Genomic DNA, 22,624 nt, shown 5'->3' with positions numbered 1-22,624 from the left:
TGCCGAAGGACCCGGGCCCGGTCAAATGCCGGGCGGCGCCCGCGCTCATTCTACTGAGGGCTGGCCGCTTCCAACGGAGCCCGGCGCCCCGTGTCCCCCGCCCTCGACGCGTCCTTGCGGATCGTGGCGCTGATGACCGCGGCAATGGTGCACATCGCGGCGGCGCCGAACCAGGCGTACGTGTAGTGGCCGGTGGCGTCCCGGATCGCCCCCGCGGCCAGGGCCGCTGCGGCGGCACCCAGCTGGTGGGCGGCGAACACCCAGCCGAACACCACACTGCCGTCGGCGCCGAACACCTGGCGGCAGATGGCGGCGGTGGGCGGCACGGTGGCCACCCAGTCGAGCCCGTAGATCACCACGAACACGATCATGCTGGGCTGGACTGTGGCGCTCAGCAGCAGCGGGAGCACCAGCAACCCGATGCCGCGGAACTGGTAATACACCGCAAGCAGGATCCTCGGGTTGAAGCGGTCGGTCAGCCAGCCGGAGGCGATGGTGCCCAGGATGTCGAAAATCCCGACGACGGCCAGCAGGCCCGCCGCGGTGGTTTCCGGCATGCCGTGATCGTGCGCGGAGGGAATGAAGTGCGTGCCGATGAGTCCGTTGGTGGTGGCACCGCAGATGGCGAAGCCGGCGGCGAGGGCCCAGAACGTGCGCACCTTGCTGGCCCGTTTGAGTACCTGAAGGGCGCGGACGGCGGCGTTGCCGGCGGGACGGGCCGCCGGTGTGTCCGACGCCGGCGCGCCTGCCGCCCCTGCAGGGGACGCGGACTCCGGTGCGGCCTCAGGTGCCGGGGCCTCCGCGCCGTAGGGCAGCACCCCGGCGTCGGCCGGTGAGTTCTTCAGGAACTTCAGCACCAGCGGGACCACGGCCAGGGCACCCGCTGCGATCAGAAGGGAGGCCTGCCGCCAGCCGGGATCCTGCGCCAGCATGGCGATGAAGGGCAGGAAGACCAGCTGGCCGGCGGCGCTGCCAGCGGTCAGGATGCCGATGACCAGTCCGCGGCTCTTGGAAAACCACGTGTTGGCAATGGTCGCCGCAAAGACCAGCGCCATGGAACCTGTGCCCAGCCCGATCAGCAGGCCCCACGTCAGCAGGATCTGCCATGACTGGTTGACCAGCACCGTCAGGGCACTGCCCGCGCCGATCAGCATGAGCGCGAAGGCAGTGACGGCGCGGATGCCGAACCTCTCCATGAGGGCGGCGGCAAAGGGGGCGGTGAGCCCGAACAGGACCAGGTTGATGCTGACAGCCGCGGACAGCACTGTGGTGGACCAGCCGAACTCCTGTTGCAGCGGCACCATGAGCACCCCCGGAGCGGCCCTGAAGCCGGCCGCGCCCACGAGGGCCAGGAACGCCACGGCCGCCACGATCCAGGCCGGGTGCAGCCGGCGGCGCGGCGTCGCCGGCGGGATCCCGGGCCGAACACTCGAACTCCGCGTCCGTTGGCTGCTGCTCATGCTGCTGTCCCCTTGTCTTCAGTGGCGTTGGTGTCGCCGGTGGCCTTGATTGCTCCGGCGGCCTTGGTTGCGGCGGTTGCCAGCTGTACCGGCGCGCCGGTCCGGGCCAGGCTGTGCCAGCTCGTGTTTTCCGCAGTGAGCCGCTCGCCGCATTCCGTGCATGTGTCCGCCGAACTGGTCCGGCGGCCGCACGTCGAATGGATGACATACATGTGGGCCTGGTCCGACGGGGCAGGCAGATGCTTTTCCGCCCAGATGACGACGGCGTTGAGCACCGGCAGGGCGTCCTCGCCTGCAGCGGTGAGCACGTACTCCTGGCGGGTGCGGCCGCCGTCGTCGTACGGCCTCCTGGTCAGCAGCCCGGCGTCAGTGAGGGCTGCAAGCCGCTTGGTGAGAACGGAGTCCGCCACCCTGAGGCGCTCCCGTATGGCGTCAAAGCGGCCGTTGCCGAAAAACACTTCGCGCAGGACGAGCATCCCCCAGGCGTCGCCGAGGATGTCGAGTCCGCGGGCCATGCTGCACGTACGTTGGGACCAGTCGGAGCGGAGAGCCATGCTGCGACCCTAGCTGACTTTCTTGAAGAAAGCTAGCTACGCGCGAAGTGTCATCTCGGCGCGGAGAAGAGGGTCCTCGAAGGCCGGTAGGCCAAGGCCCAATACACCAGAAGGGCAATGCCGCAGAGCACGCCCAGGCTGGCTGCCATCAAAGGCCATTGGGTCGAAGGGTCCTTCCCCCACTCTTCGGCTCCGGCCATCATGGCAAGGTCTTTGGGCGCCAGGTAGAACGCCACGGCGGACGCCGCCACGATGATCCAGCCGGCCAGCTGCATCTTCCCGCTCCGCGTGGGCACGCGGTGCATCGCGAACGCCATGGACGGCAGCGCCACAGCCATCCACACCCAGTGATGGGACCAGGAAACCGGGCTGATCAGGAGCATCAGCACGGCCGTTGCTGACACCGCCACGAAGTTCTCGTCGACGGCAAGCGCCCACTTGATCACGAGCGCGGCCAGGGCCACCAGGGCAAGCGAGAGAACGAGCCACAGCACGCTGGTGAGGCCGGAGTCCGGCATTCCGAAGTGCAGCAGCAGGCCTTTGACGGACAGGTTGTCCACGTAAGCGGGCCCGCCGATGCGGCCCGTGTCCGGCAGGATCCTGGTCCAGAAGGCGGCCGAAGCGTGCGGCAGTGCCGCCCAGGCGAGCGCGATGGAGCCGAAGAATCCGGCGGCCATCCAGGCCAGGGCTTTGAAGTCGCGGCGGACCAGGAAGTACAGGCCGAACGCCAAGGGGGTCAGCTTGATGCCTGCGGCGAGACCGATCAGCAGGCCGGCCGGCCACCGGATTTCGCCGGCCCGGGACTTTCCGTGGAGGGCAAAGTCGGTCAGGATCACGCCCATCAGGATGATGTTGATCTGTCCGAACACAAACGTGTCGCGCCACGGCCCCAGGAGCAGGATCGCCCCGGTGCCTGCCAGCGCAACCGTCCGGAAGCGCCAGTCCGCCGCTGCCTCGCGCCAGCGGCCCAGGCCGAAGTAGTGGCGGCTGAGCCAGGCGGACACCACGGCGGCTCCCCCGAGAGCTGCGCCGATGAAGAGCGCGCTGCTCTGGCCGAACGTCAGCGTCGCGAGGCCGGCAAAAAGCAGCGCGGCGAACGGCGGATAGGTAAACGGCAGCCCGTCGCGGACTGCGTACAGTTCGCCGACTCCGCCCTCACCGGTCTGCAGCACCTTGGTGCCGCCGTAGTAATACACCTCGAAGTCATTCATCACCGGGGCGTAGTGGGAGTAGAGCACCGCCAGGGCAACGAGGACGGCAACCGCGCCGCCCGCCGTCGCCAGCCATCCGAACGCGGAGTGGCCGCGGCCGGCGTTGGGCGCTGCCGCCTTGGAACCTGCCGCCCTGGAACTTGCCGCCTCTGAAGGTGCGTCCAGCGTCTGGCCGGTGGCCTCCGGGGTCACCTTCACTGGATGAACGCGAAGGCTTGCTCGAGGTCGGCGATGAGGTCCTCAACGTCCTCGATGCCGCAGGAAAGCCGGATGAGATTGACGGGGACGGCCAGTTCGGTGCCTTTCACGGAGGCGTGCGTCATCTCGGACGGGTAGTTCATCAGGGATTCGATGCCGCCGAGGGACTCCGCCAGGGTGAAGACCGAGGTGGATTCGGCGACCTTCCGTGCCGCCGCCTCACCGCCCTTGAACTGGACCGAGATCATGCCGCCGAACTTCTTCATCTGCTTCTTGGCGAGGTCGTGGCCGGGGTGCGAGGGCAACCCCGGGTACAGCACGGCCTCCACCTCGGGGCGTTCCAGCAGCCATTCCGCCACGGCCTGGGCGTTGTCGCTGTGCCGGTCCATGCGCACGCCCAGCGTCTTCAGTCCGCGTGTGGTGAGGAAGGCATCCATTGGCCCGGAGACCGCGCCGACCGCGAACTGCACGAAGCCGATCTTCTCGGCCAGTTCGGCATCCTTGACCACGATGGCGCCGCCCACCACGTCGGAGTGGCCGCCGATGTACTTGGTGGTGGAGTGGACCACGACGTCGGCGCCCAGGGCGAGCGGGGTCTGCAGGTAGGGGGACGCGAAGGTGTTGTCGACGATCAGGAGGGCCCCGGCGTCGTGCGCCACCTTGGCGAGCGCCTCGATGTCGGTGATCTTCATCAAGGGGTTGGAGGGAGTCTCCACCCATACGAAGCGCGTCTTGTGCGCCGCGACGGCGGACGCGACGGCGTCGAGGTCGGACATGTCCACCGGGGTGTTGCCGATCCCCCAGTCGCCGAGGACCCGGCTGATCAGGCGGTAGGTGCCGCCGTAGGCGTCGTTGCCGAGCACGATGTGGTCGCCCGGCCGGCACAGGGCGCGGATGAGTGAATCTTCGGCGGCCAGTCCCGAGCTGAAGGAGTAGGCGTGCGTGCCGCCCTCGAGGGCCGCGAGCTGTTCCTGCAGGGCGTCGCGGGTGGGGTTGGTTCCGCGGCCGTACTCGTAGCCGTCGCGCAGCCCGCCGATGCCGTCCTGGGCGTAGGTGGAGGAGAAGTGCAGGGGCGGCACCACGGCGCCGGTGCGCGGCTCGAAGGCCTGGCCGGCGTGCACGGCCCGGGTGTTGAATCCTTGGTTTTCAGAGACTGACATGGGGCTCCTTGGTCTAGTGGCTGAGGTACGCGAGGAGGTCGTGGCGGGTGAGGATGCCAATGGGGGCGCCGACGAACGTCACCATCACGGTGTCGACGTCGGACAGCAGTTCGCGGGCCGCCGAAATGGTCTCCAGCGAGCCGATGACAGGAAGGGGCTCCCCCATGTGCTCGGAGATCTTGTCCGTCAGCTGGGCCTCGCCGCGGAACAGCTTCGCGGTCAGCGAGCGCTCATCCACCGCTCCGAGGACCTCGCCCATCACCACGGGCGGTTCCTGGGACAGCACGGGGATGTGGCTGACGCCGAACTCGTTCATGATGTTGATGACGTCGCGGACGGTCTCGTTGGGGTGGATATGGACCAGGTCCGGCAGCTCACCAGTCTTGGACTTGATGACCTCGCCCACGGATGCCTCCTCACCGCCGGAGAGGAATCCGTAGGAGCGCATCCATTGATCGTTGAAGATCTTGGCGAGGTAGCCGCGGCCGGAATCCGGCAGGATCACCACCACCACAGCGTCCTCGGGGAGGTCGCGTGCTGTCTCCAGCGCGGCAACCACCGCCATGCCGGAGGACCCACCCACCAGAAGGCCTTCCTCGCGGGCCAGCCGCCGCGTCATGGCGAAGGAATCGGCGTCGCTGACGGCGATGACCTGGTCCGGAACCGATTTGTCGTAGTTGGCGGGCCACATGTCCTCGCCCACGCCTTCGACGAAGTACGGGCGGCCGGAGCCGCCCGAGTAGACAGAGCCTGCGGGGTCCGCCCCGATGATCCTGACCCGGCCGCCGTCGGACTCCGCACGGTTCGCGGAGACTTCCTTGAGAAAGCGGCCCGTCCCGGTGATGGTGCCGCCGGTGCCGGCGCCGATGACGCAGTGCGTCACCCTTCCGTCGGTGTCACGCCAGATTTCCGGCCCGGTGGATTCATAGTGGCTGAGCGGCGCTGCGGGGTTGGAGAACTGGTCCGGTTTATAGGCACCGGGAATCTCGGTGACGAGGCGGTCTGAGACGCTGTAGTAGCTTTGCGGGCTGTCCGGGGCGACGGCACTGGGGGTCACCACCACTTCCGCCCCGTAGGCCTGAAGCACAGCCCGCTTGTCCTCACCGACCTTGTCGGGCACGACGAAGATGCACTTGTAGCCCTTTTGCTGGGCCACAAGCGCCAAGCCGACGCCGGTGTTGCCGGAGGTCGGCTCGATGATGGTGCCGCCGGGCTTGAGCTTGCCGTCCCGCTCGGCTTCCTCGATCATCCTGGCCGCGATGCGGTCCTTGATGGAACCGCCGGGATTCACGTATTCCAGCTTCACGAGGACGGTGGCTTGGATGCCGTCGGTGACGTGGTTGAGCTTGATCAGCGGGGTGTTGCCGATAAGGTCCAGAACGGACTGGGCGTACTTCATGGGTACAAACTTACCGTCTTGCCCGCAGAGCGGCGTCCCGGGCGGCACGGAGCGCCGCACGTTCAGGGATACGTTCCCTTCTTAGCCGGCCGCTCCCTCGGCGGTCCCGGCGGGGAGGTTCTGCCACAGCCCCAGAACGTTTCCCTCGGTGTCCTTGAAGTAGGCGTAGAAGCCCATTCCCGGGATGGCGTCCTTCGGCTTGACCACGGAGCCGCCGAGTTTCTCCACCTGTGCCAGCGTTGCGTCGATGTCCTCGACATCGACCGTGATGATGGGGGTCTTCAGTTCACCTTCGCGGGCGAACAGTCCGCCGTTGATGGCACCTGGACTCTTCGGCATCCCGGTTTGTTCGTCGCTGGGCGTGGTGATCACCACGTTGTAATCCATCTCGGGCATGGCGTTGATGGTCCATTGGAATGTTTCACGGTAGAAGTCGGTGGCCCTGCCCTGATCATCGGCGGGGATTTCGAAATGCACTATGCCGGCCATTGTGCCCTCCTGGGTTAGGCTGAGCGGCGCGGACGCCCCGCGCCACACCTGGGATTGTAGTCCTCCGCGCGGCGGGGGTTAAGGGGCCGCGGGCTGGCCCAGCGGCGCACGGCGCCCCGGCATGTCAGCGGTCCGTGGGACGATGATTCCATGACCATCACGGACGTCCCCGCCAGCGTTGCCGCTGCCGCCGACGCCTCCTTGCGATGGTATGCCGGCGGCCCCTACAGCCTGCGTCAGACCCTGGGCACACTCATGCGCGGCAATGGCGATCCCTCGTTCGCCTCGCGCCCGGACGGTCTCTGGATGGCTTTCACGACGCCGGACGGCCCGGTAACGCTGCGCCTCACCTGCGCCGAACAGGGCCCGGACCCGCACGTCGATGTGCAGGCCTGGGGTCCCGGCTCCGACGCCGCCGTGTCCCTCGTGCCCCGGCTGTTGGGTGCCGGCGACGACTGGTCCGCCTTTGACGAGCCCGTATTCCACTCAACCCTCCCGCGGCTGGTCCGTGAAGCACGACGCCGGAACCTCACCCTCCGCCTGCCCTCAACCGGGCGCATCGTGGACTCCCTGGTGCCCACCATCCTGGAGCAGAAGGTCACCGTCATTGAGGCCAGGCGGGGCTTCCGCTACCTCATGTACCGCTGGGGCACGCCCGCCCCTGCTGCCTCGACCGTCGCGCCTGCCGGCCTGCTGGTCCGGCCCACGCCGGAGCAGTGGCTTCGCATCCCGTCCTGGGAGTGGCACAAGGCCGGCGTGGGGCCTCAGCGGTCGGCCACCGTCATGCGGGCGCTGCGTTCCGCCGTCGCGCTTGAACGGCTGGCCGCGCTTCCGGCGGTGGAGGCCGCCGCCAGGATGCAGAGCATCCCCGGCATCGGGGTGTGGACCGCCGCCGAGGTGGTGCAACGGACACATGGCTGCCCGGACTCCATTGCGGTCGGTGACTACCATCTTGCGGCCGATGTGGGCGCGGCGCTGACCGGCCGGCGGACCGACGACGCCGGAATGTTGGCCCTGCTGGAACCGTGGAAGGGCCACCGGCAGCGCGTGGTCCGGATGATCGGGCTCAGCGGTTTCCGGAAACCCACCTTCGGGCCGCGCATGACCATCCAGGACCACCGCAGGCACTAGCCCCCCTTCCCAGCGGCCTCCCCCGAGCGCGAACGTACAGTTAAGCCCCCGGCTGAGGGCGTGGTGCCGGCAGCCGGGTACGCGCCGTGGACGCCCTGACCGGCGGGGTATACCGTGGGCGGCAGGGAGCCCGGCACCAGCAGCCGGGGCTTTGGAACCCTTGGAGCATCCAGTGATTCATACCCGGAAACTCACCAAGAACTTCACAGTCAAAAAGGACACGGTGGAGGCGGTCAAGGGCGTCGACATCGACGTCGCCCCCGGCGAACTCGTGGCCTTCCTCGGCCCGAACGGGGCCGGCAAGTCCACGACGCTGCGCATGCTGACCACGCTGCTGAGGCCGACCTCCGGATCAGCCACGGTGGCCGGGCTGGACGTCGTGGCGGACCCGGCAGGAGTGCGGGCCCGGATCGGCTACATCGGCCAGGGCAACGGCGGCGGCCACAGCTACCGCGTGATCGACGAGATGATCATGCAGGGCCGTTTCTACGGGATGAACACCACGGACGCCACGGCGCGGGCGAAGGAACTGCTCACGTCCCTGGACCTCGCAGACCTTGCAAAACGCACGGTCATCAAGCTCTCCGGCGGCCAGCGGCGCCGGATGGACGTGGCGCTCGGCCTGATGCATTCGCCCCGGCTGCTGTTCCTTGACGAGCCGTCCACCGGCATGGACCCCCAGAACCGCGCGAACCTTTGGGAGCACATCATGCGCATGCGGGCCGAGCACGGGACCACCATCGTCCTGACGACCCATTACATGGACGAGGCGGATTCCATGTCAGAACGCGTCATCGTCATCGACCACGGAGCCATCATCGCGGACAACACCGCCGCGCGGCTCAAGGCCGACCTCGCCGGAGACCTGCTGGCCGTGGAAGTCGCGGCGGCCTCCGCCGCCGAGGTGCGCGGCCTGCTGGCGCGCGCCGCCGCCGAAGGCGAGCTGGAGGAACACGCGTTCGACGGCGTCGTCCGTTTCCGGCTGCGGCTCAGCAATGGTGCCCGGCTGGCGCCGGAGCTCCTGCGGAGGATGCACGACGCCGGCGCTCCCGCACAGTCCCTGGAACTGAAACCGCCGACGCTGGACGACGTGTTTCTCGAACTGACCGGACGCAGCCTCCGCGAAGGGGCTGAGGTGTGATGCGCATGGCAAACACACGGGTGGAGCAGGCCGAACAGAAACCGGGGCTGGACCGGGTACTGCGGGACACCTGGTATGTGTTCTGGCGGGAAATGCTGCTGCCGCTGCGGGACCCGTTCTCCCTCGTGTTCTCGCTCCTCCAGCCGCTGGTGTTCCTGGGTCTTTTCGGGCCCCTGCTCGGTTCGGCCGTGGGAGCCCCGGCGTTCGGCGGCCAGTCCACGCTGCAGTGGTTCCTACCCGGCGTCGTCGTCATGATCGCGCTGTTCGGCACGTCCATGACCGGGTCCAACCTGCAGTACGAGCTGATGACCGGCTCCTACGAGCGGATCCTGGCCACACCCCTGTCCCGCTCGTCGCTGATGATCGGGCGGGCACTGAAGGAGTGGGCTCCGCTCGTGGTGCAGGGCCTGCTGATATCCGTGGTGTGCATTCCGTTCGGCTTCGTCCTCCACCCGCTGCATGTCCTCTTCGGGCTCATCATCCTGGGGATCTTCGGCATCGGGCTCGGAGCACTGTCATACTCGCTGGCGCTGGTGTCGCAGAACAAGGAATGGATTTTCTGGGGCGTGCAGCAGACCCTGCTGTTCCCGCTGATGATCCTGTCCGGCATCATGCTGCCCATCGAGGCGGGCCCGGAATGGATGAAGGTGGCCAGCCTCTTCAACCCGCTCACCTACCTGGTCAACGCCGAGCGCGAACTCTTCGCGGGCGCCGTCGGCGTTGACACGCTGTACGGGCTGCTCGCCGCAGTGGTGACGGCCGCCGTCGGACTGGTAGTCGGAATCCGGGCGATCAGCCGGAACACGAACTAACACTAGGAGCCGGGCCGTAAGTGCCCGTTCGCGCTTCGACCGCCAAGGGCACTGCGCGAACGGACAGTTGAGGCCCCTTGATGTCAGAGGCCCAGCCGGGCCACTGCTTCCTCGCGCATCTCGACCTTGCGGACCTTGCCCGAAACTGTCATGGGGAAGCTCTCACGGACGTCCACGTACTTCGGGATCTTGTAGTGCGCAAGCTTCCCCCGGCAGTAGTCGGCCACGGCGGCGGCGTCCAGCGGCCCGGCCCCCGGATTGAGGATGATGCAGGCCATGAGTTCCTCGCCGTAGACGGCGTCCGGCACGCCGATCACCTGCACGTCCTGGACTGCGGGGTGCGTGTAGAGGAACTCCTCGATCTCGCGCGGGTAGATGTTCTCCCCGCCGCGGATCACCATGTCCTTGATCCGGCCTTCGATCACGACGTAACCCTCGTCGTCCATCCGGGCCAGGTCTCCGGTGTGCATCCACCCCTCGGCGTCGATGGCTTCGGCCGTCTTGTCCGGCTGGCCCCAGTATCCCTTCATGACGGCATAGCCGCGGGTGCACAGTTCGCCGATCTCCCCGCGCTCCAGCACGTCCCCCGTGGCGGGGTCCACCACCTGGCTCTCCAGCCGCGGCATGGTGCGCCCCACGGTCTGGGTGCGGTGCTCGAGGGTGTCCCCGTCGCGGGTCATGGTGGACACCGGCGAGGTCTCGGTCATGCCGTAGCAGATGGCCACGTCCCGCATGTTCATCTCCGAGATGACCCGCTTCATCACCTCGATGGGACACAGCGAGCCGGCCATGACGCCGGTGCGCAGGGTGGACAGGTCATAGGAAGCGAAGTCCGGAAGCGCGAGCTCTGCGATGAACATCGTGGGGACACCGTAGAGCGACGTCCCGCCGAAGTCCTGCACCGCTTCCAGGGCCGCGGCCGGCGTGAAGCTGCGTCCCGGGATGATGGTGGCCGCACCGTGGCTGAGTGCATTCAGGTTCCCGATCACCATGCCGAAGCAGTGGTAGAACGGCACCGGGATCACCACGCGGTCATGCTCCGTGTAGCGCAGCAGCTCGCCAATGGAAAAGCCGTTGTTGAGGATGTTGTGGTGCGTCAGGGTGGCGCCCTTCGGGAAGCCCGTGGTGCCAGAGGTGTACTGCAGGTTGACGGAGTCGTGCGGGTCCAGTTCGGCCATGCGCGCCTTCAGCCCGGAATGCCCGACGGCGTCCGCCCGCTTGAGCAGTTCCGCGTACGTCAGTTCCTGCTCACTTTGGGGGACGCCGCCGTCGAGCCCCTCGGATTCAAAGTCCGGCAGGAACACCAGCTCGCGCAGCTCCGGACATTCGCCGAGGGCCTGCCGCGCCAAGCCCACGTAGTCGCTGTTCCGGTCCGCGGGCGCTGTGACGAGCATGCGCATGCCGCTCTGTTTGACCACGAATGCCAGCTCGTGGCTGCGGTAAGCGGGGTTCACATTGACAAGGATCGCCCCGATCTTGGCCGTCGCATACTGCAGAATGGTCCACTCGGCGCAGTTGGGGCTCCAGATTCCGATCCGATCCCCCTTCGCGACCCCCAGCGCGAGAAGCGCGCGGGCGAGGCGGTCGACGTCGTCGTTCAGCTTGGTGTAGCTCCAGCGCCGGGCGTCCGCACCGGGCACCGCGGCCGCCTCGATCAGCGCGTCGTGGAAGGGGAACTGCCCCACGATCCGCTCGAAATTCCGGCCGATGGTTTCATCAAGCAGCGGGACGTCAGTGTCCCCGGCTGTGTAAGCGCGCATGATGGCACGCTACCAACTGGCCCGCGGCAAAAGAAGCGCAACAGTCGGCTGTTCGGCGTCAACAGGTCCGGGAGCGCCGGCGGTGGCCGGTATTGTGAAAGCCATGAGTGCACCCATCGACCTGCAGGCAACGTTCATCCCCAACGACGGCGAATTCTTCCGCGTGAAGCTCGCCCTGGAAATCGCTATTGACGAGGTAGTCAACGAGCCCGGCTGCATCCGCTACGAGCTCACCGAAGCCACCGAAGAGAAGCTGGTCCTGACTGAGCGGTGGGCGTCCCAGGAAGACCTCGACAAGCACTCCAAGGGCACCGCGCTGCAGGACCTGAACGAGTCGCTCAGCGCGCTGCTCGCCGAGCCCGTCAGGATCGAACGCCTGTAGTCCGTACCAGCACAAGAAACGCGGGGTCACGCCGCGCCCGGAACCGAAGTTCCTGGGCGCGGAATGACCCCGCGTTTGTGCTTTGGGGGCTTAGAAGTCCGGGATCTGTGATCCGTCCTGGGGGCCAGAGCCCTTGCCCGTGCCGTTGCCCGTGCTGGTGCCTGCGGCCGCGGCTGCCTCAGCCTGCGAGCGCGCCACGTGGGCGTGGACTTCCTCCATGTCGAGCGCCTTGACGGCGTCGATCACCTGCTCGAGCTGGGGGGCGTTCAGCGCGCCGGGCTGGGAGAAGACCAGCACCTTTTCGCGGAAGGCCATGAGCGTGGGGATCGACGTGATGCCGGCCTCCGCGGCCAGCTGCTGCTCAGCTTCCGTGTCCACCTTGGCGAAGACGACGTCGCTGTGCTTTTCGGAAACTGCGGAATATGTGGGTCCAAACTGCTTGCAGGGACCACACCATTCGGCCCAGAAATCAACGAGGACAATGTCGTTGTTCTCGACGGTAGATGCGAACTGTTCACCTGTAATGTCTACGGTAGCCATGTGTCCACGGTACGCGAGCCGGCACCCGATGTCCCTTCGGGGCGCTCTTTGTTCGCTACCCGCGTCACCGGGAATACCTCCGTTCAGGCCCAGGCGTGCGGGGCTGGCCGGCGTGTCCCGGGTAGCGCGTTGTTTTCCCGCCACTCGTGGATCCAGTCCGGAAGCTCCAGTTCCGCCGGAGGCGCACCGAACTCTGCCATGATCTCTTCCTGGCTGACGGGCCTCCCCTTGCTCACCAGCCGGGTGGCGATGTAGGCGCGGGCGTAGATTTCACCGTCCACCACCATCCGCTGCTCAAAGTAGATGGCCTTGGCATCCAGTCCGATGATCCTGGTCTCGATCGTGTACCGCTGCCACAGCTGCAGCGAGCGGCGGAAGGTGATGGTCTCGCCCGCAGCCACCGGACTCCAGCCCCGCCGGCGCATCTTCGCCCAAGTGCCACTGCGGACCATTAGATCGAAACGCCCGAGATCCATCAGCGAGAAATACATCCCGTTGTTCACATGCATGGCGATGTCGATATCGGCCGGAAGCACGCGGAGGGGAAGGGAAGACGCTTCCCAGATGCTGAGCGGCGGGCGCTTGGAGGAGGTAACCAGCGGCAGGAGTGTGCGCAGAAGCAGGTGCATAACGCATATATTACCCGCCAGTAACAAGCGTGCCACCCATACATTCGCTGTGGCGTTGCGGCCTGCGGGATTCAAGTAGGGGCTGCGGGGAAAGACAGGTATTGCCTACCCGTGCGGCCGCGGAACCGCGCCTCCTACACTCAACACTGCTGGGCAGACGCGTTAGCGAGCGCGTCCCTCTCTCAATTGAATGGTCAAGCGTAACGAAAAGGGGTCCCGCCATTCGGCGCGGGCGCCTCCGTCTCTGCGCCTGACCGCCCAGCAAGCGACGGCAGATTCTGCCGGCCGCGCGACGGTTCAGGGTCAGCCATGGATCAGCAGGAAACAGCCAGCCGGCACCGCGGAGCGGTCTATCTTTTCGGGCCGCAGCCGGGAACACTGCCCACGGGATTCGACATCAGGGCACTCGTGCTCGCAGGGGTCATGGTGCTGAGCGCCGCGACACCCATGTGGTCCGCGGCTCCGGCCCACGACTCCCCCGCGGCGGCAAGCCAGGTGATATCGGCCCCCGCCAGGGACGACGCCATTCCGTGGTCCGGCTTGCCAGGATCCGTGACGGACAAGGCCGCGTCAGCACCCGTCTCCTCAGTACCCGCAGCCAAGGCGCCGGCAGCCAAGGCACCGCCCGCAAAGAAGCCGGCTGCCGCAGCCGCGACAGCCAAGGCGCCGGCTGCGAAGGCACGGTCCGCGCCCGCGGCACCCGCACCGGCAGCAGTCAAGGCTGCGGCCCCCGCACCGGCACCTGCACCGGCGCCTGCAGTGAAGGCTGCAGCGCCCGTGCCGGCCTCCGCAGTGAAGGCTCCCGCTCCAGTTCCCGTTCCCGCTCCGGCACCCGCTGCCGCCCCCGCTCCGCCGCCGGCACCGCTCGTCCGAACCATTTACGTGGCGGGCGCGGGAGGCCAGGACATGGTGGACCGGTGCATCGGGCCAATCCATTTCACACCGACCGACGGCTACTCGCTCTTCATCACGGAACACGACTTCTGCGGCGGCTGGGCCCGTTTCTCCGGAATCCAGGTCGGCGAGCGGGTGGACCTCGCGGGCTACGGATCCTATACCGTGGCGGCCCGCAGCCAGGTACCCAATGGCGGCACAACGAACGATGTTGCGGCCGTATTCGGCGGATTCCCGCGGGCGGTCCTGCAGACCTGCATCCCCGGCACCACCCAAATGCTGGTCATTGCCTTGAACTAAAGGGGCAGAAGGGCGGGCCTCCCGCCCTTCCCTCCCGCCGCCGCCCGTGACGGGGAATGCTGTGCCGGTACCCGTATGATTTTGCGCATGACGCAGCAACGCTACCGGGACCTTGCCGAGTGGCCGCTGATGGGGACGGCTGTAGTGTTCCTCGCGGCTTACGCGTGGCAGGTCGTGGGCAAGGTTGAGGGCCGGGGCAACGAGTGGCTTGAGGCCACCCTGTGGATCACCTGGGGCATCTTCGCCCTGGACTATGCGGTGAACCTCTGGCTTGCGGAGAACCGCCGCCGCTGGTTCTTCTGGAACCTTCATGAACTGCTGATCGTCGCCCTGCCGGTATTCCGGCCCCTGAGGCTGCTGCGGCTGGTGACCCTGCTGTCAGTGCTGCACCGGACAGTCGGCGAATCGTTGCGCGGACGCGTTGCCACCTACGTGGCGGGCTCCGCCACCCTTTTGGTCTTTGTCGGCGCATTGGCGGTGCTCGACGCCGAGCAGTCGGCTCCCGATGCGAAGATCCTCACCTTCGGCGACGCAGTGTGGTGGGCGGTGACCACCATCACCACTGTCGGCTATGGAGACCTGTATCCCGTCACGGGCCTGGGCCGGGCGGTGGCCGCCGCCCTCATGATGAGCGGCATTGCCGTGCTGGGTGTGGTGACGGCCTCCATCGCCTCCTGGCTCGTCCAGCGGGTCAGCGAAACCGCCGAAACCGCCGTCGAAACAGCAGAACAGCCTGTCCTGGCAGAAGTCAATGACCTGGCCGCAGAGGTGGCCGCCCTCCGCCGTGAAATTGCGCTGCTCAGGAGCGAACGGACGTCCTAGAGCGGTCGCCGCCTCAGTGATCAGCGGAGGGGGCCGCGGCGCTGTCCTTCACCCGCGGACAGCGCAGTTCCTCAGTACCCGCCCGTGGTTTCCGTGGCTACCTCGGCGCGCGGCGTTTTCGCATAGACCTCTTTACTGACGTCATAGCCGTGCTGGTCGAGTTTGAGCGCTTCCTTGTTGACCTCCACCAGTTTTGCGTCGGTAAGCTTTTCGACCTTGACGAGGTCCAGGGTTTCCTGGTCGGCACCGCCCACAGCGGTCACTTTCACCAGTCCCGTCCCTGCTGAATAGAACTTCCGCTGGTGCCCCACAGCGGGCTCCAGCGGATTGTGCTCGTCGATCACCAGCACGTCGTCGTAGCAACCCGTGGGAACGCAGACGCGCTGGTTCACCTGGAAAACGTCACCGCAGTCCAGGAAGTCCACCGAGGGCGCATGCGCCTGGACATATTCCGGCGTGTCAACGCGCGGCTCGCCTTGCATGGCGATGCCGGCCTGGCTCTCGGAGATCCCGTGAATGAACGTGTTGGGGGCCCCAACGAACTTATCGTTTTCGAACTCTTCCGGATACTCCCCGAAGAGCCAGACCGCTCCTGCCTTGTCCTGCGCGAAGAAGGCCAGCTCGGATTCGACCAGCGACCCGTCAGCGTAGTCGCGGTCCCACATCACCTGTGTCTTGACCCCCCCGATGACTTTGGTCAGGCCCGTTACGGTGTGAGTGACGATCCGCTCAGTGGTGCCGTCAGCGCTGACGACCTTCCCGCTCGTCGTGTACTGGGTTCCCGGCGCCAGGGAAAACCACTTGTTGTCTATGACCGGAGCATCCGGGAAGGCGGCGCTGTCGAAGTTGATGGCAGATCCGGGACCGCACAGTTCTGTGGGGTCCGGCGCCTCGGATGCGGACTCCGACGCTGTGGTGGTGCCAGCTGGCGCTGTCGTCGTCCCCGACGGCGATGCCGAAGTTGTGCTTGTTGTGGCCGGAGTCTGTCCGGGATTTGGCGCTGCACACGACGCCACGGTGGCGATCGCCACAAGAAGCGTGAAAACAGAGCCCAAAGCTGATAGTCGTCTACGTGACTGACGCATCACTGTTGCCTTTCGCGGTTGGAATTAACTGCGTTCAGCCACTGCCGCCGGCCCGCCGTCTTTTTGCCGCTCACCGGGATGGCAGCGCTGTCGGAACCGCGCCTGGCCGGACAATTGGCATGCCCCGCTGCAGCGCGATATCAGAGTCTCTCGGGAGATTCACCGAGGAAACGACCAGAAGGGTGCGTTCAGCCTCCTCAACCTGAGACCTTGTTGTTTCCGAACAGGCTTAGCAAGAATCATGACCCTAATTTGCCTGTTTGGAAAGAGCATTGAATGCCGCATTTGTCGGAGCGGAGGACAGGTCTGCCGAACTCGGTCGTTGCCGTCAATTTGCAGAAAAGAATGCAGACGCTAAAGCAGCTTGATGCAACGTTCAATCACACCCAAAAAGCGAATAAACCGCATTTCGGCGGTTTATCTTTTAGCTGCACCCGGATTGCCCGGCTATCTCAGCGTGCGAAGGATGGAACGGAGCGTGGCCGCGGCTTTGGCGGCCGCAGTCCGCGGATCCGCTGCACCGGCGGTGACATCCCCCACGGCCTCGGCGATCGGCAGTTCAGCCATCGCGGCACCGGCAAGATCGCCACGGCCCTGCAGGATGCCCCAGTGGTCGAGGTCCTTCACGCCCTGCAGCAGGACGCCGAGAACGTCGGGAGAGTAGAACTTGCCCAGCGGCTCCTTCTCGCCCATGCCCACAGGCATCGCCTTCCAGCGATCCGCGTATTCCGTGGGCTTTGCGGCGGTGCCGGCCCGCACCGGAATGCGTTCATCCGGGGCGACGGACAGCCAGTCCGCGTAGCCGCCGCTCACCAGATACTCCACGAACTTCCGGGCCTGGTCCGTATCGGAGTCGCTCGTGACGGTCCACGAGGTGATCTCCCCAAAGTGCGCCGGCCGCGTACCGCCGCTTCCCAGGATGCCCGCCACCACACCGGTGTTCCTGACCAGGAACCCGGGGTCCAGCTTGCATTCGGGGCAGCTGGGCCGGGCGTCGCTGCGCAGTCCCGCCAATTCGTCCAGCATGAACGTGGGCCAGACGGCCATGGCGGCCTTGCCTGCGAAGTAGGCGGCACGTACGGTGCCGATGTCCTGGATCCCGGGCACGGAGTAGTCCTTCAGCATGTCGCTGTAGAAGCGAAGCGCGCCCACGCACTGGGGGCTGTCGAAAGTAATGGAGCCCTTGGCGCTGACCAGTTCACATCCGTTGCCCTGCGCAATGTGCTCGAAGGACTGCTGCGTGAACGGCTCCCCTGCCTTGTTGGCCGCGACGAATCCCGCCAGCTGCGGCGTGTGCAGCTTTTCGGCGGCAGCCTTAATGTCGGCGTAGGTATCGGGAACCGCCAGGCCCGCTTTCGCGAACAGGTCCTTGCGGTAATACAGGACCTGCTGCCAGGAGGCGGCGGGCACCGCCAGCTGGCTGCCGCGGTCGCGGGTCAGCTCCAGCGCACGCCGGGACCACGTCCCTTCGCCAAGGTTTCTGACCACCGTGGCGTTGGCTCCGGTGTGGACGTGTTTCCCGGCGGCGAGGGTGCGCACGTTCCCCAGCGAAATCGCGCCAATGACGTCAGGCAGGTTGCCGGCCGCCGCCGAGGACGTCAGCGTCTGGTTGAACTCGTGCTCGGGCACGCTCACGAGTTCCGCCTTCAGGCCGGTGGCGGCGGTGAAGTCGGCGGAGATGGCCTGCATCCTGGCGACACGGTCGGGCAGGGTGTCCGTGATCCAGACAGTGATGTCGTGGGTATCCGGCACATTAGACGGGGAAACAGGTCCGGCGTTTGTGCAGCCCGCAAGGAGGGCTGCAACCAGCCCCGCTACGGCGAGGACGCTGACCTTGGCGCGGCCTCTGGTTCTGTTCACCTCGGTTATCCTGCCTCGGATGTACCCGCTGGGGGCTGAAACCGCCGGCTGTGACCTAAATCGCCAGCCGGGATTTACCTTTAAGATTATCTCCGCGCAATCCGGATGTCAGCAGCACTTCCCATGCAATAGCCGCGGCTCCCTGGGACAAAAAAGAAAAACCCCGCCCGACCGGTGTTTCCACTGGTCAGACGGGGTTTCCCGCGGGTGGCAGATGAGGGATTCGAACCCCCGTAGGCGTTGCCAGCTGATTTACAGTCAGCCCCCTTTGGCCGCTCGGGTAATCTGCCGAACTTCAAAGAAGTTACCCGGGTCATTGTTTCCAGCAACCGCGGGCAAGACAACTTTACAGAACTTCTGCCGAAGAATCGAATCGAGCCGGAAACCGCTCAAAAACCGCGGAAAATCAGGCTTCGCCGAGGATGCGGTCCGCGAGTTTCGCCTCGAAGCGGAGTGCCTGCTCCTCCGTGATCTGGTTCAGCTGCACCGCGCGCTGGAGGTCAGCATGGACACCGTCCAGCCTCGACGAGGCGCCGGGCGCCGGGCTCAGGATGATCGATGCTGCCACAGCCGCTGCAGTCACCGAGGTGGCGGCGGTGGCGATCATTCCAGCGGCGGCTGCCGTGGAGCGGCTGACATAGCGGACTGCCTGGTGGGTCATTGCGTTCCTTCCGGGGTCTTCCAACTCCTACAACTGTCCGCAGCCAGACTCCGTTCCCGCTGTGCCTCAGCTAGGAGTGAACTGTGAAAGTGGATTCACCGTCACAACTGGCCCATCCGTACTACGCTGGAATGCAGATATCCACGCCCCGTCCGGGCGAAGCAACCACGAGCAAAAGGAGAGTCATGGCAGGCGAGTCCACATTCGACGTCGTAAGCAAAGTAGACAAGCAGGAAGTGGCGAACGCACTGCACCAGTCCCAAAAGGAAATCGGCCAGCGCTACGACTTCAAGGGCGTCGGCGCCGAGATTGACTTCAGCGGGGAAAAGATCCTGCTGAAGGCCAACTCCGAGGACCGGGTTCTGGCAGTGCTGGACGTCTTCCAGTCCAAGCTCATCAAGCGCGGGATCTCCCTGAAGTCCCTGGACCAGGGCGAACCGTACCCTTCTGGCAAGGAATTCCGCCTGGAATGCACCATCAAGGAGGGCATCGCGCAGGATCTCGCAAAGAAGATCAACAAGCTGATCCGCGACGAAGCCCCCAAGTCCGTCAAATCGCAGATCCAGGGCGACGAACTCCGCGTGACCTCAAAGTCCCGCGACGACCTCCAGGCCACCATGGCTCTGCTGAAGGACTTTGACGAGGCCGACCTCCAGTTCGTCAACTTCCGCAGCTAAAGGTTTCACGACACGCAATGGACTGGCGGCACCCCTGTTCGGGTGTCGCCAGTCCGTATGCGCGTCCCGCGCCGAACGATAGGAAACGCGTGAATTACTCTGTGACGCCTGAGCCGTGGGATACCGAGGACGGCGCCCGGCTGCGCGGCATGCAGCGCGCCGAGCTGGACGCGAGGTACGGCTCCGACGACCACGAACCAGGTTCAGCTCCCACCGCCGAGGACATCACCTTCTTCGTCGTTGCCCGCGATGTGCAGGGCATGGCTGTGGCCTGCGGCGCGCTGCGGCAGCTCGACGTTGACTCGGCGGAAATCAAACGGATGTTCGTGCTGCCCAGCCACCGAGGGACCGGGGTGGCCCCCGCCGTGCTCCGCAGCCTCGAAGCCGAGGCCGTCCGCCTGGGCCTGAGCGTACTCAAGCTGGAAACCGGAACCGCCCAGCCGGACGCCATCCGGTTCTATGAGCGCGAAGGCTACAAGCTCATCGAAAACTTCGGACCCTACGCCGGCGAACCGCTATCCGTCTGCTACGCCCGCCCGCTCTAGCCCGACGGCGCGCAACGTGCAGGGAGTACGACGGCGGCCCTCAGGTGAGCGGCCGGCCCGCCATCCGCTCCAGCCGGGCAATGCGGTCCTGCATGGGCGGGTGGGTGGCGAACAGCTTGGTCATCGCCCCGCCCCGGAACGGATTGGCGATCATCAGGTGCGAGGCGTTGACCAGCCGCTGGTCCTGCGGCAGCGGCGCCGCCTGGACGCCCTGGTGGATCTTGCGCAGGGCCGAGGCGAGCGCCAGCGGATCTCCCGTGAGCTCGGAACCGTCCTCATCGGCGTCGTACTCCCTGGTGCGGGAAATGGCCACCTGGATCAGGGTCGCCGCGAACGGGGCCAGCAGGGCCATGGCGATGAGGGCCAGCGGATTCGAGTTCCGCCGGTCGCCGCCGAAGAACAGCAGCATCTGCCCCACCGAGGTGATGACGCCGGCGATGGCCGCAGCCACGGACGAGGTCAGGATGTCGCGGTTGTACACGTGCATGAGCTCATGGCCCAGGACTCCGCGGAGCTCTCGGGGGCTCAGCAGCTGCAGGATCCCCTCAGTGCAGCACACTGCGGCGTTCTGCGGATTCCGGCCGGTCGCGAACGCGTTGGGCGCCATGGTGGGCGATACGAAGATCCGCGGCATGGGCTGGTTGGCGCGTACGGACAGCTCCCTGACCATCTGATACAGCTGAGGGGCCTGCGCCTCGGACACCGGATACGCCTGCATGGAACGCAGCGCGATCTTGTCACTGTTCCAGTACCCGTAGGCTGTGGTGCCCACACCGATCAGCGCCATGATCACAATGGGGGCCGTGCTGCGGGTGTTGGCTGCGATCAGTGCTCCCAGGCCCAGCAGCACCGCCCACAGCACGCCGAAAAGCGCCGCGGTCTTCAGGCCGTTGTAGTGTTTGTGCACTTTCCCCTCCACAGCTCAGAACACCCAGTCAGAACTCCCGCAACGCCGCTACGGAACGGGATTCCGCGCGTCGTACTTCAGGAAGCCGGATTGCCACCGCGCGACCGTCCACGCGACTCCAATGCATAGGACACCGCCGAGCAGCAGGACCCAGCCTTCACTTAGAATTTTAGTGCCGGCGCCGGCCAGCATGTCCCCGATCCTCGGCCCGCCCGCGACCACCACGATGAACACGCCCTGGAGGCGGCCGCGCAGGTGATCCGGCGTCGCCGCCTGCAGGATGGTGGTGCGGAAGACTGCACTCACGGAGTCGGAGATCCCGGCCAGCGCGCAGCACAGGACGGCGGGCAGCAGCCACAGCGTGGCTCCCCCGGAGCCGGACCGGCCGGCCAACACCACCACGAGCCCGAACCCGGCGATCGACGCGCCCCACCCCATGACGGACCAGACCACTGCGGTGCCCTGCATCCGCACGGAGCCCAGCGGGCCGGAAAAGAGACCGGCCAGGAAGGCACCGACGGCCGTGGATGCCAGCAGGATGCCAACCGTGGTTTCCCCGCCGCCGATCATGACGGCGCCGACGGCGGGCAGCAGCGCCCGCGGCTGCGCCAGGATCATGGCGACGAGGTCGATGATGAAGGTCATGCGCACGTTGGGCCGCGTTCCCAGGAACCGGAAGCCCTCCACCACAGACCGCAGGCCGGCCCTGCCTGCCTCTTTGCCGGGAGGCATCGGCGGAAGCCTCAGCAGCGCCCAGAAGGCGAAGGCGAAGCTCAGCAGGTCCAGCGTGTAGGTCCAGCCGAATCCCACAGAGGCCACGAGCACCCCGGCCAGGAGCGGGCCGGCCGTCATGGCCAGGCCGAAGGTGACCATGCTGAGCGCGTTGGCCGCCGGCAGGAGTTCCTGTCGGACCAGGGCGGGAATGATGGCGCTGCGGGCCGGCTGGTTGATGGCCTGTGCCCCGCTTTGCACGGCTACCAGCACGTAGAGCAGCCAGACGTTGCCCACCTGAAGCCACGCCTGGAGTGCCAGCCCGCCCACGGCGGCCCACATCACGGAGGACGAAAGGAGCGCCACCGTGCGGCGGTCATGGGAATCGGCGATGGATCCGCCCAGCAGGCCGCCCAGCACCAGCGGTACCAGGGCAAAGATACTGAGCAGCCCGACATAGAGACTGTCCTGGGTCAGCCGATACACCTCCAGGCTGACGGCCACCAGCGTCAACTGGGATCCCACATTGGAGACAGCAGAGCCCAGCCAAAGCCGCCGAAAGTCCGGGCTTTCGCGCAGCGGACTGATGTCGGCCAGTAATTTCCCCACCCGGCAACTCTAGCCGCGGCCTAAACTTAGCCATGCCTTATTGTGATCTACTCAAAATAAGTGGTTCAATGGAGTCATGACCGAGCACCCGGAAAGCCACGAAGCATGGGCCGCGGCCCTGCGTGCCCACGGCCGCCGGGTGACCAAGCAGCGGCTGGCGGTGCTGTCCGCCGTCGAACACCACCCGCACTCCCCTGCGGAGAACATCCTGGCGGCCGCCCGCGAGGAACTGCCGGAACTGACGGCACAGTCCGTCTACGTGGTGCTGGGCGACCTGACCGACCTGCACATGCTGCGCCGCTTTGAGCCCCCGCACTCGCCTGCCCTGTACGAGACCCGTGTGGGCGACAACCACCACCACGCGATCTGCATCAGCTGCGGCCGGGTGGAGGACGTCGACTGCGCCGTCGGCCATGCCCCGTGCCTGACCCCGCACTGGAACGAGGATTCCCATCCCATGACCATCCAGATCGCGGACGTCATGTACCAGGGGATCTGCGGGGACTGCCAGCGGGCCCAAAAACTTCCTTCGTAACTGACAAGTAATCAACAAATTAGGAGAAAGATGACTTCGAACATCTCTGCGCCTGCCGTGTCCACGACACAGTCCGGCGCTCCTGTCACGTCCGATGCCCATTCCAAGGCTGTCGGCGCCGACGGCGCCATCATCCTCACGGACCACTACCT

The 22,624-nt window shown here is 66.3% G+C and carries 23 protein-coding genes and 1 tRNA gene; 9 read left to right on the top strand and 15 right to left on the bottom strand.

Annotated features, from left to right (window positions below; genetic code table 11):
* Positions 1-50 precede the first annotated feature (50 nt).
* The 6 genes from JYA52_RS03115 to JYA52_RS03090 all read right to left on the bottom strand — a co-directional run bounded on the left by JYA52_RS03115 (position 51) and on the right by JYA52_RS03090 (position 6,471).
* Positions 51-1,460, bottom strand: a complete 1,410-nt coding sequence (locus JYA52_RS03115) for an MFS transporter (protein ID WP_240459902.1) — start codon at positions 1,458-1,460, stop codon at positions 51-53.
* Positions 1,457-2,014, bottom strand: coding sequence for a winged helix-turn-helix transcriptional regulator (locus tag JYA52_RS03110; RefSeq protein ID WP_205651686.1), 558 nt, complete (start codon positions 2,012-2,014; stop codon positions 1,457-1,459). Before JYA52_RS03110 ends, JYA52_RS03115 begins: the two co-directional genes overlap by 4 nt.
* 50 nt (positions 2,015-2,064) lie before the next feature.
* Complete coding sequence (locus JYA52_RS03105) at positions 2,065-3,423, bottom strand: glycosyltransferase 87 family protein (RefSeq protein WP_307869292.1); 1,359 nt, start codon at positions 3,421-3,423, stop codon at positions 2,065-2,067.
* Positions 3,420-4,583 (bottom strand): cystathionine gamma-synthase, encoded by a 1,164-nt coding sequence (locus JYA52_RS03100; protein ID WP_205651685.1) that lies wholly within the window; start codon positions 4,581-4,583, stop codon positions 3,420-3,422. The genes JYA52_RS03105 and JYA52_RS03100 overlap by 4 nt, the downstream gene beginning before the upstream one ends.
* Before the next feature lie 13 nt (positions 4,584-4,596).
* Positions 4,597-5,982 (bottom strand): cystathionine beta-synthase, encoded by a 1,386-nt coding sequence (locus JYA52_RS03095; RefSeq protein WP_205651684.1) that lies wholly within the window; start codon positions 5,980-5,982, stop codon positions 4,597-4,599.
* An 81-nt stretch (positions 5,983-6,063) separates the two neighbouring features.
* Positions 6,064-6,471, bottom strand: coding sequence for a VOC family protein (locus tag JYA52_RS03090; protein WP_205651683.1), 408 nt, complete (start codon positions 6,469-6,471; stop codon positions 6,064-6,066).
* 150 nt (positions 6,472-6,621) lie between these two features.
* Here JYA52_RS03090 and JYA52_RS03085 point away from each other — a divergent pair, with 150 nt between their 5' ends.
* From JYA52_RS03085 to JYA52_RS03075, 3 genes are all read left to right on the top strand, one after another.
* The gene (locus tag JYA52_RS03085) at positions 6,622-7,602 is read left to right on the top strand and encodes a DNA-3-methyladenine glycosylase family protein (protein WP_205651682.1); all 981 of its coding nucleotides are present in this window, start codon (positions 6,622-6,624) and stop codon (positions 7,600-7,602) included.
* A 172-nt stretch (positions 7,603-7,774) separates the two neighbouring features.
* Entirely contained in the window at positions 7,775-8,743 is a 969-nt protein-coding gene (locus JYA52_RS03080; RefSeq protein ID WP_205651681.1) for an ATP-binding cassette domain-containing protein, read from the top strand.
* Positions 8,744-8,748: 5 nt separating this feature from the next.
* Entirely contained in the window at positions 8,749-9,555 is an 807-nt protein-coding gene (locus JYA52_RS03075; protein WP_205651680.1) for an ABC transporter permease, read from the top strand.
* 83 nt (positions 9,556-9,638) lie between these two features.
* Here JYA52_RS03075 and JYA52_RS03070 read toward each other — a convergent pair whose 3' ends face one another.
* Positions 9,639-11,315, bottom strand: coding sequence for an AMP-binding protein (locus JYA52_RS03070; RefSeq protein ID WP_205651679.1), 1,677 nt, complete (start codon positions 11,313-11,315; stop codon positions 9,639-9,641).
* A 103-nt stretch (positions 11,316-11,418) separates the two neighbouring features.
* Here JYA52_RS03070 and JYA52_RS03065 point away from each other — a divergent pair, with 103 nt between their 5' ends.
* On the top strand, positions 11,419-11,697 hold the full coding sequence (locus JYA52_RS03065) for a putative quinol monooxygenase (RefSeq protein WP_205651678.1): 279 nt from the start codon (positions 11,419-11,421) through the stop codon (positions 11,695-11,697).
* A 90-nt stretch (positions 11,698-11,787) separates the two neighbouring features.
* Here JYA52_RS03065 and trxA read toward each other — a convergent pair whose 3' ends face one another.
* Together trxA and JYA52_RS03055 are read right to left on the bottom strand one after the other, a co-directional pair.
* A complete protein-coding gene (trxA, locus tag JYA52_RS03060) occupies positions 11,788-12,237 on the bottom strand; it encodes a thioredoxin (protein ID WP_205651677.1) in 450 nt (149 codons plus the stop codon).
* An 83-nt stretch (positions 12,238-12,320) separates the two neighbouring features.
* Positions 12,321-12,866: an acyl-CoA thioesterase gene (locus JYA52_RS03055; protein ID WP_205651676.1), complete on the bottom strand. Its 546-nt coding sequence runs from the start codon at positions 12,864-12,866 to the stop codon at positions 12,321-12,323.
* Between the two features lie 309 nt (positions 12,867-13,175).
* Between JYA52_RS03055 and JYA52_RS03050 the strand changes: the two genes are divergently transcribed.
* Both JYA52_RS03050 and JYA52_RS03045 read left to right on the top strand, forming a co-directional pair.
* On the top strand, positions 13,176-14,060 hold the full coding sequence (locus tag JYA52_RS03050) for a peptidoglycan-binding protein (protein ID WP_240459901.1): 885 nt from the start codon (positions 13,176-13,178) through the stop codon (positions 14,058-14,060).
* 87 nt (positions 14,061-14,147) lie between these two features.
* A complete protein-coding gene (locus JYA52_RS03045) occupies positions 14,148-14,882 on the top strand; it encodes a potassium channel family protein (protein ID WP_205651675.1) in 735 nt (244 codons plus the stop codon).
* 71 nt (positions 14,883-14,953) lie between these two features.
* On the opposite strand, the gene JYA52_RS03040 is transcribed toward JYA52_RS03045, so the two are convergent.
* The 4 genes from JYA52_RS03040 to JYA52_RS03025 form a co-directional block, all read right to left on the bottom strand.
* The gene (locus JYA52_RS03040) at positions 14,954-15,937 is read right to left on the bottom strand and encodes a hypothetical protein (RefSeq protein ID WP_240459900.1); all 984 of its coding nucleotides are present in this window, start codon (positions 15,935-15,937) and stop codon (positions 14,954-14,956) included.
* A 477-nt stretch (positions 15,938-16,414) separates the two neighbouring features.
* A complete protein-coding gene (locus JYA52_RS03035; RefSeq protein WP_307869291.1) occupies positions 16,415-17,827 on the bottom strand; it encodes an ABC transporter substrate-binding protein in 1,413 nt (470 codons plus the stop codon).
* Positions 17,828-18,035: 208 nt separating this feature from the next.
* Positions 18,036-18,117, bottom strand: a tRNA-Tyr gene (locus JYA52_RS03030).
* A 116-nt stretch (positions 18,118-18,233) separates the two neighbouring features.
* A complete protein-coding gene (locus JYA52_RS03025; RefSeq protein ID WP_205651674.1) occupies positions 18,234-18,488 on the bottom strand; it encodes a hypothetical protein in 255 nt (84 codons plus the stop codon).
* A 185-nt stretch (positions 18,489-18,673) separates the two neighbouring features.
* Here JYA52_RS03025 and JYA52_RS03020 point away from each other — a divergent pair, with 185 nt between their 5' ends.
* Both JYA52_RS03020 and JYA52_RS03015 read left to right on the top strand, forming a co-directional pair.
* Positions 18,674-19,165 carry a YajQ family cyclic di-GMP-binding protein gene (locus tag JYA52_RS03020; protein WP_205651673.1) on the top strand — a complete coding sequence of 164 codons (492 nt, stop codon included), beginning with the start codon at positions 18,674-18,676 and terminating at the stop codon, positions 19,163-19,165.
* 89 nt (positions 19,166-19,254) lie between these two features.
* A complete protein-coding gene (locus JYA52_RS03015; RefSeq protein ID WP_307869290.1) occupies positions 19,255-19,710 on the top strand; it encodes a GNAT family N-acetyltransferase in 456 nt (151 codons plus the stop codon).
* A 40-nt stretch (positions 19,711-19,750) separates the two neighbouring features.
* Here JYA52_RS03015 and htpX read toward each other — a convergent pair whose 3' ends face one another.
* Both htpX and JYA52_RS03005 read right to left on the bottom strand, forming a co-directional pair.
* On the bottom strand, positions 19,751-20,617 hold the full coding sequence (gene htpX, locus JYA52_RS03010) for a zinc metalloprotease HtpX (RefSeq protein WP_205651671.1): 867 nt from the start codon (positions 20,615-20,617) through the stop codon (positions 19,751-19,753).
* A 48-nt stretch (positions 20,618-20,665) separates the two neighbouring features.
* Positions 20,666-21,937: an MFS transporter gene (locus tag JYA52_RS03005; protein WP_205651670.1), complete on the bottom strand. Its 1,272-nt coding sequence runs from the start codon at positions 21,935-21,937 to the stop codon at positions 20,666-20,668.
* Between the two features lie 76 nt (positions 21,938-22,013).
* On the opposite strand from JYA52_RS03005, the gene JYA52_RS03000 reads away from it, so the two are divergent.
* On the top strand, positions 22,014-22,472 hold the full coding sequence (locus JYA52_RS03000; protein ID WP_205651669.1) for a Fur family transcriptional regulator: 459 nt from the start codon (positions 22,014-22,016) through the stop codon (positions 22,470-22,472).
* The last annotated feature ends 152 nt before the right edge of the window (positions 22,473-22,624 follow it).

This window comes from Arthrobacter pascens, from assembly GCF_017052465.1.
GTDB classification, from domain to species: Bacteria; Actinomycetota; Actinomycetes; order Actinomycetales; family Micrococcaceae; genus Arthrobacter; species Arthrobacter pascens.
Note: the sequence above shows the minus strand (reverse complement) of the source record. Positions and strands in the feature narration are given on the sequence as shown.

Bases quoted from the DNA above. Each gene is read 5' to 3' on its own strand.
- trxA (WP_205651677.1), bottom strand. From the start codon at position 12,237: ATGGCTACCGTAGACATTACAGGTGAACAGTTCGCATCTACCGTCGAG.
- JYA52_RS03070 (WP_205651679.1), bottom strand. From the start codon at position 11,315: ATGCGCGCTTACACAGCCGGGGACACTGACGTCCCGCTGCTTGATGAA.
- JYA52_RS03085 (WP_205651682.1), top strand. From the start codon at position 6,622: ATGACCATCACGGACGTCCCCGCCAGCGTTGCCGCTGCCGCCGACGCC.
- JYA52_RS03025 (WP_205651674.1), bottom strand. From the start codon at position 18,488: ATGACCCACCAGGCAGTCCGCTATGTCAGCCGCTCCACGGCAGCCGCC.
- JYA52_RS03090 (WP_205651683.1), bottom strand. From the start codon at position 6,471: ATGGCCGGCATAGTGCATTTCGAAATCCCCGCCGATGATCAGGGCAGG.
- JYA52_RS03000 (WP_205651669.1), top strand. From the start codon at position 22,014: ATGACCGAGCACCCGGAAAGCCACGAAGCATGGGCCGCGGCCCTGCGT.
- JYA52_RS03050 (WP_240459901.1), top strand. From the start codon at position 13,176: ATGGATCAGCAGGAAACAGCCAGCCGGCACCGCGGAGCGGTCTATCTT.
- JYA52_RS03055 (WP_205651676.1), bottom strand. From the start codon at position 12,866: ATGCACCTGCTTCTGCGCACACTCCTGCCGCTGGTTACCTCCTCCAAG.
- JYA52_RS03110 (WP_205651686.1), bottom strand. From the start codon at position 2,014: ATGGCTCTCCGCTCCGACTGGTCCCAACGTACGTGCAGCATGGCCCGC.
- JYA52_RS03020 (WP_205651673.1), top strand. From the start codon at position 18,674: ATGGCAGGCGAGTCCACATTCGACGTCGTAAGCAAAGTAGACAAGCAG.
- JYA52_RS03075 (WP_205651680.1), top strand. From the start codon at position 8,749: ATGGCAAACACACGGGTGGAGCAGGCCGAACAGAAACCGGGGCTGGAC.
- JYA52_RS03065 (WP_205651678.1), top strand. From the start codon at position 11,419: ATGAGTGCACCCATCGACCTGCAGGCAACGTTCATCCCCAACGACGGC.
- JYA52_RS03115 (WP_240459902.1), bottom strand. From the start codon at position 1,460: ATGAGCAGCAGCCAACGGACGCGGAGTTCGAGTGTTCGGCCCGGGATC.
- JYA52_RS03100 (WP_205651685.1), bottom strand. From the start codon at position 4,583: ATGTCAGTCTCTGAAAACCAAGGATTCAACACCCGGGCCGTGCACGCC.
- JYA52_RS03095 (WP_205651684.1), bottom strand. From the start codon at position 5,982: ATGAAGTACGCCCAGTCCGTTCTGGACCTTATCGGCAACACCCCGCTG.
- JYA52_RS03045 (WP_205651675.1), top strand. From the start codon at position 14,148: ATGACGCAGCAACGCTACCGGGACCTTGCCGAGTGGCCGCTGATGGGG.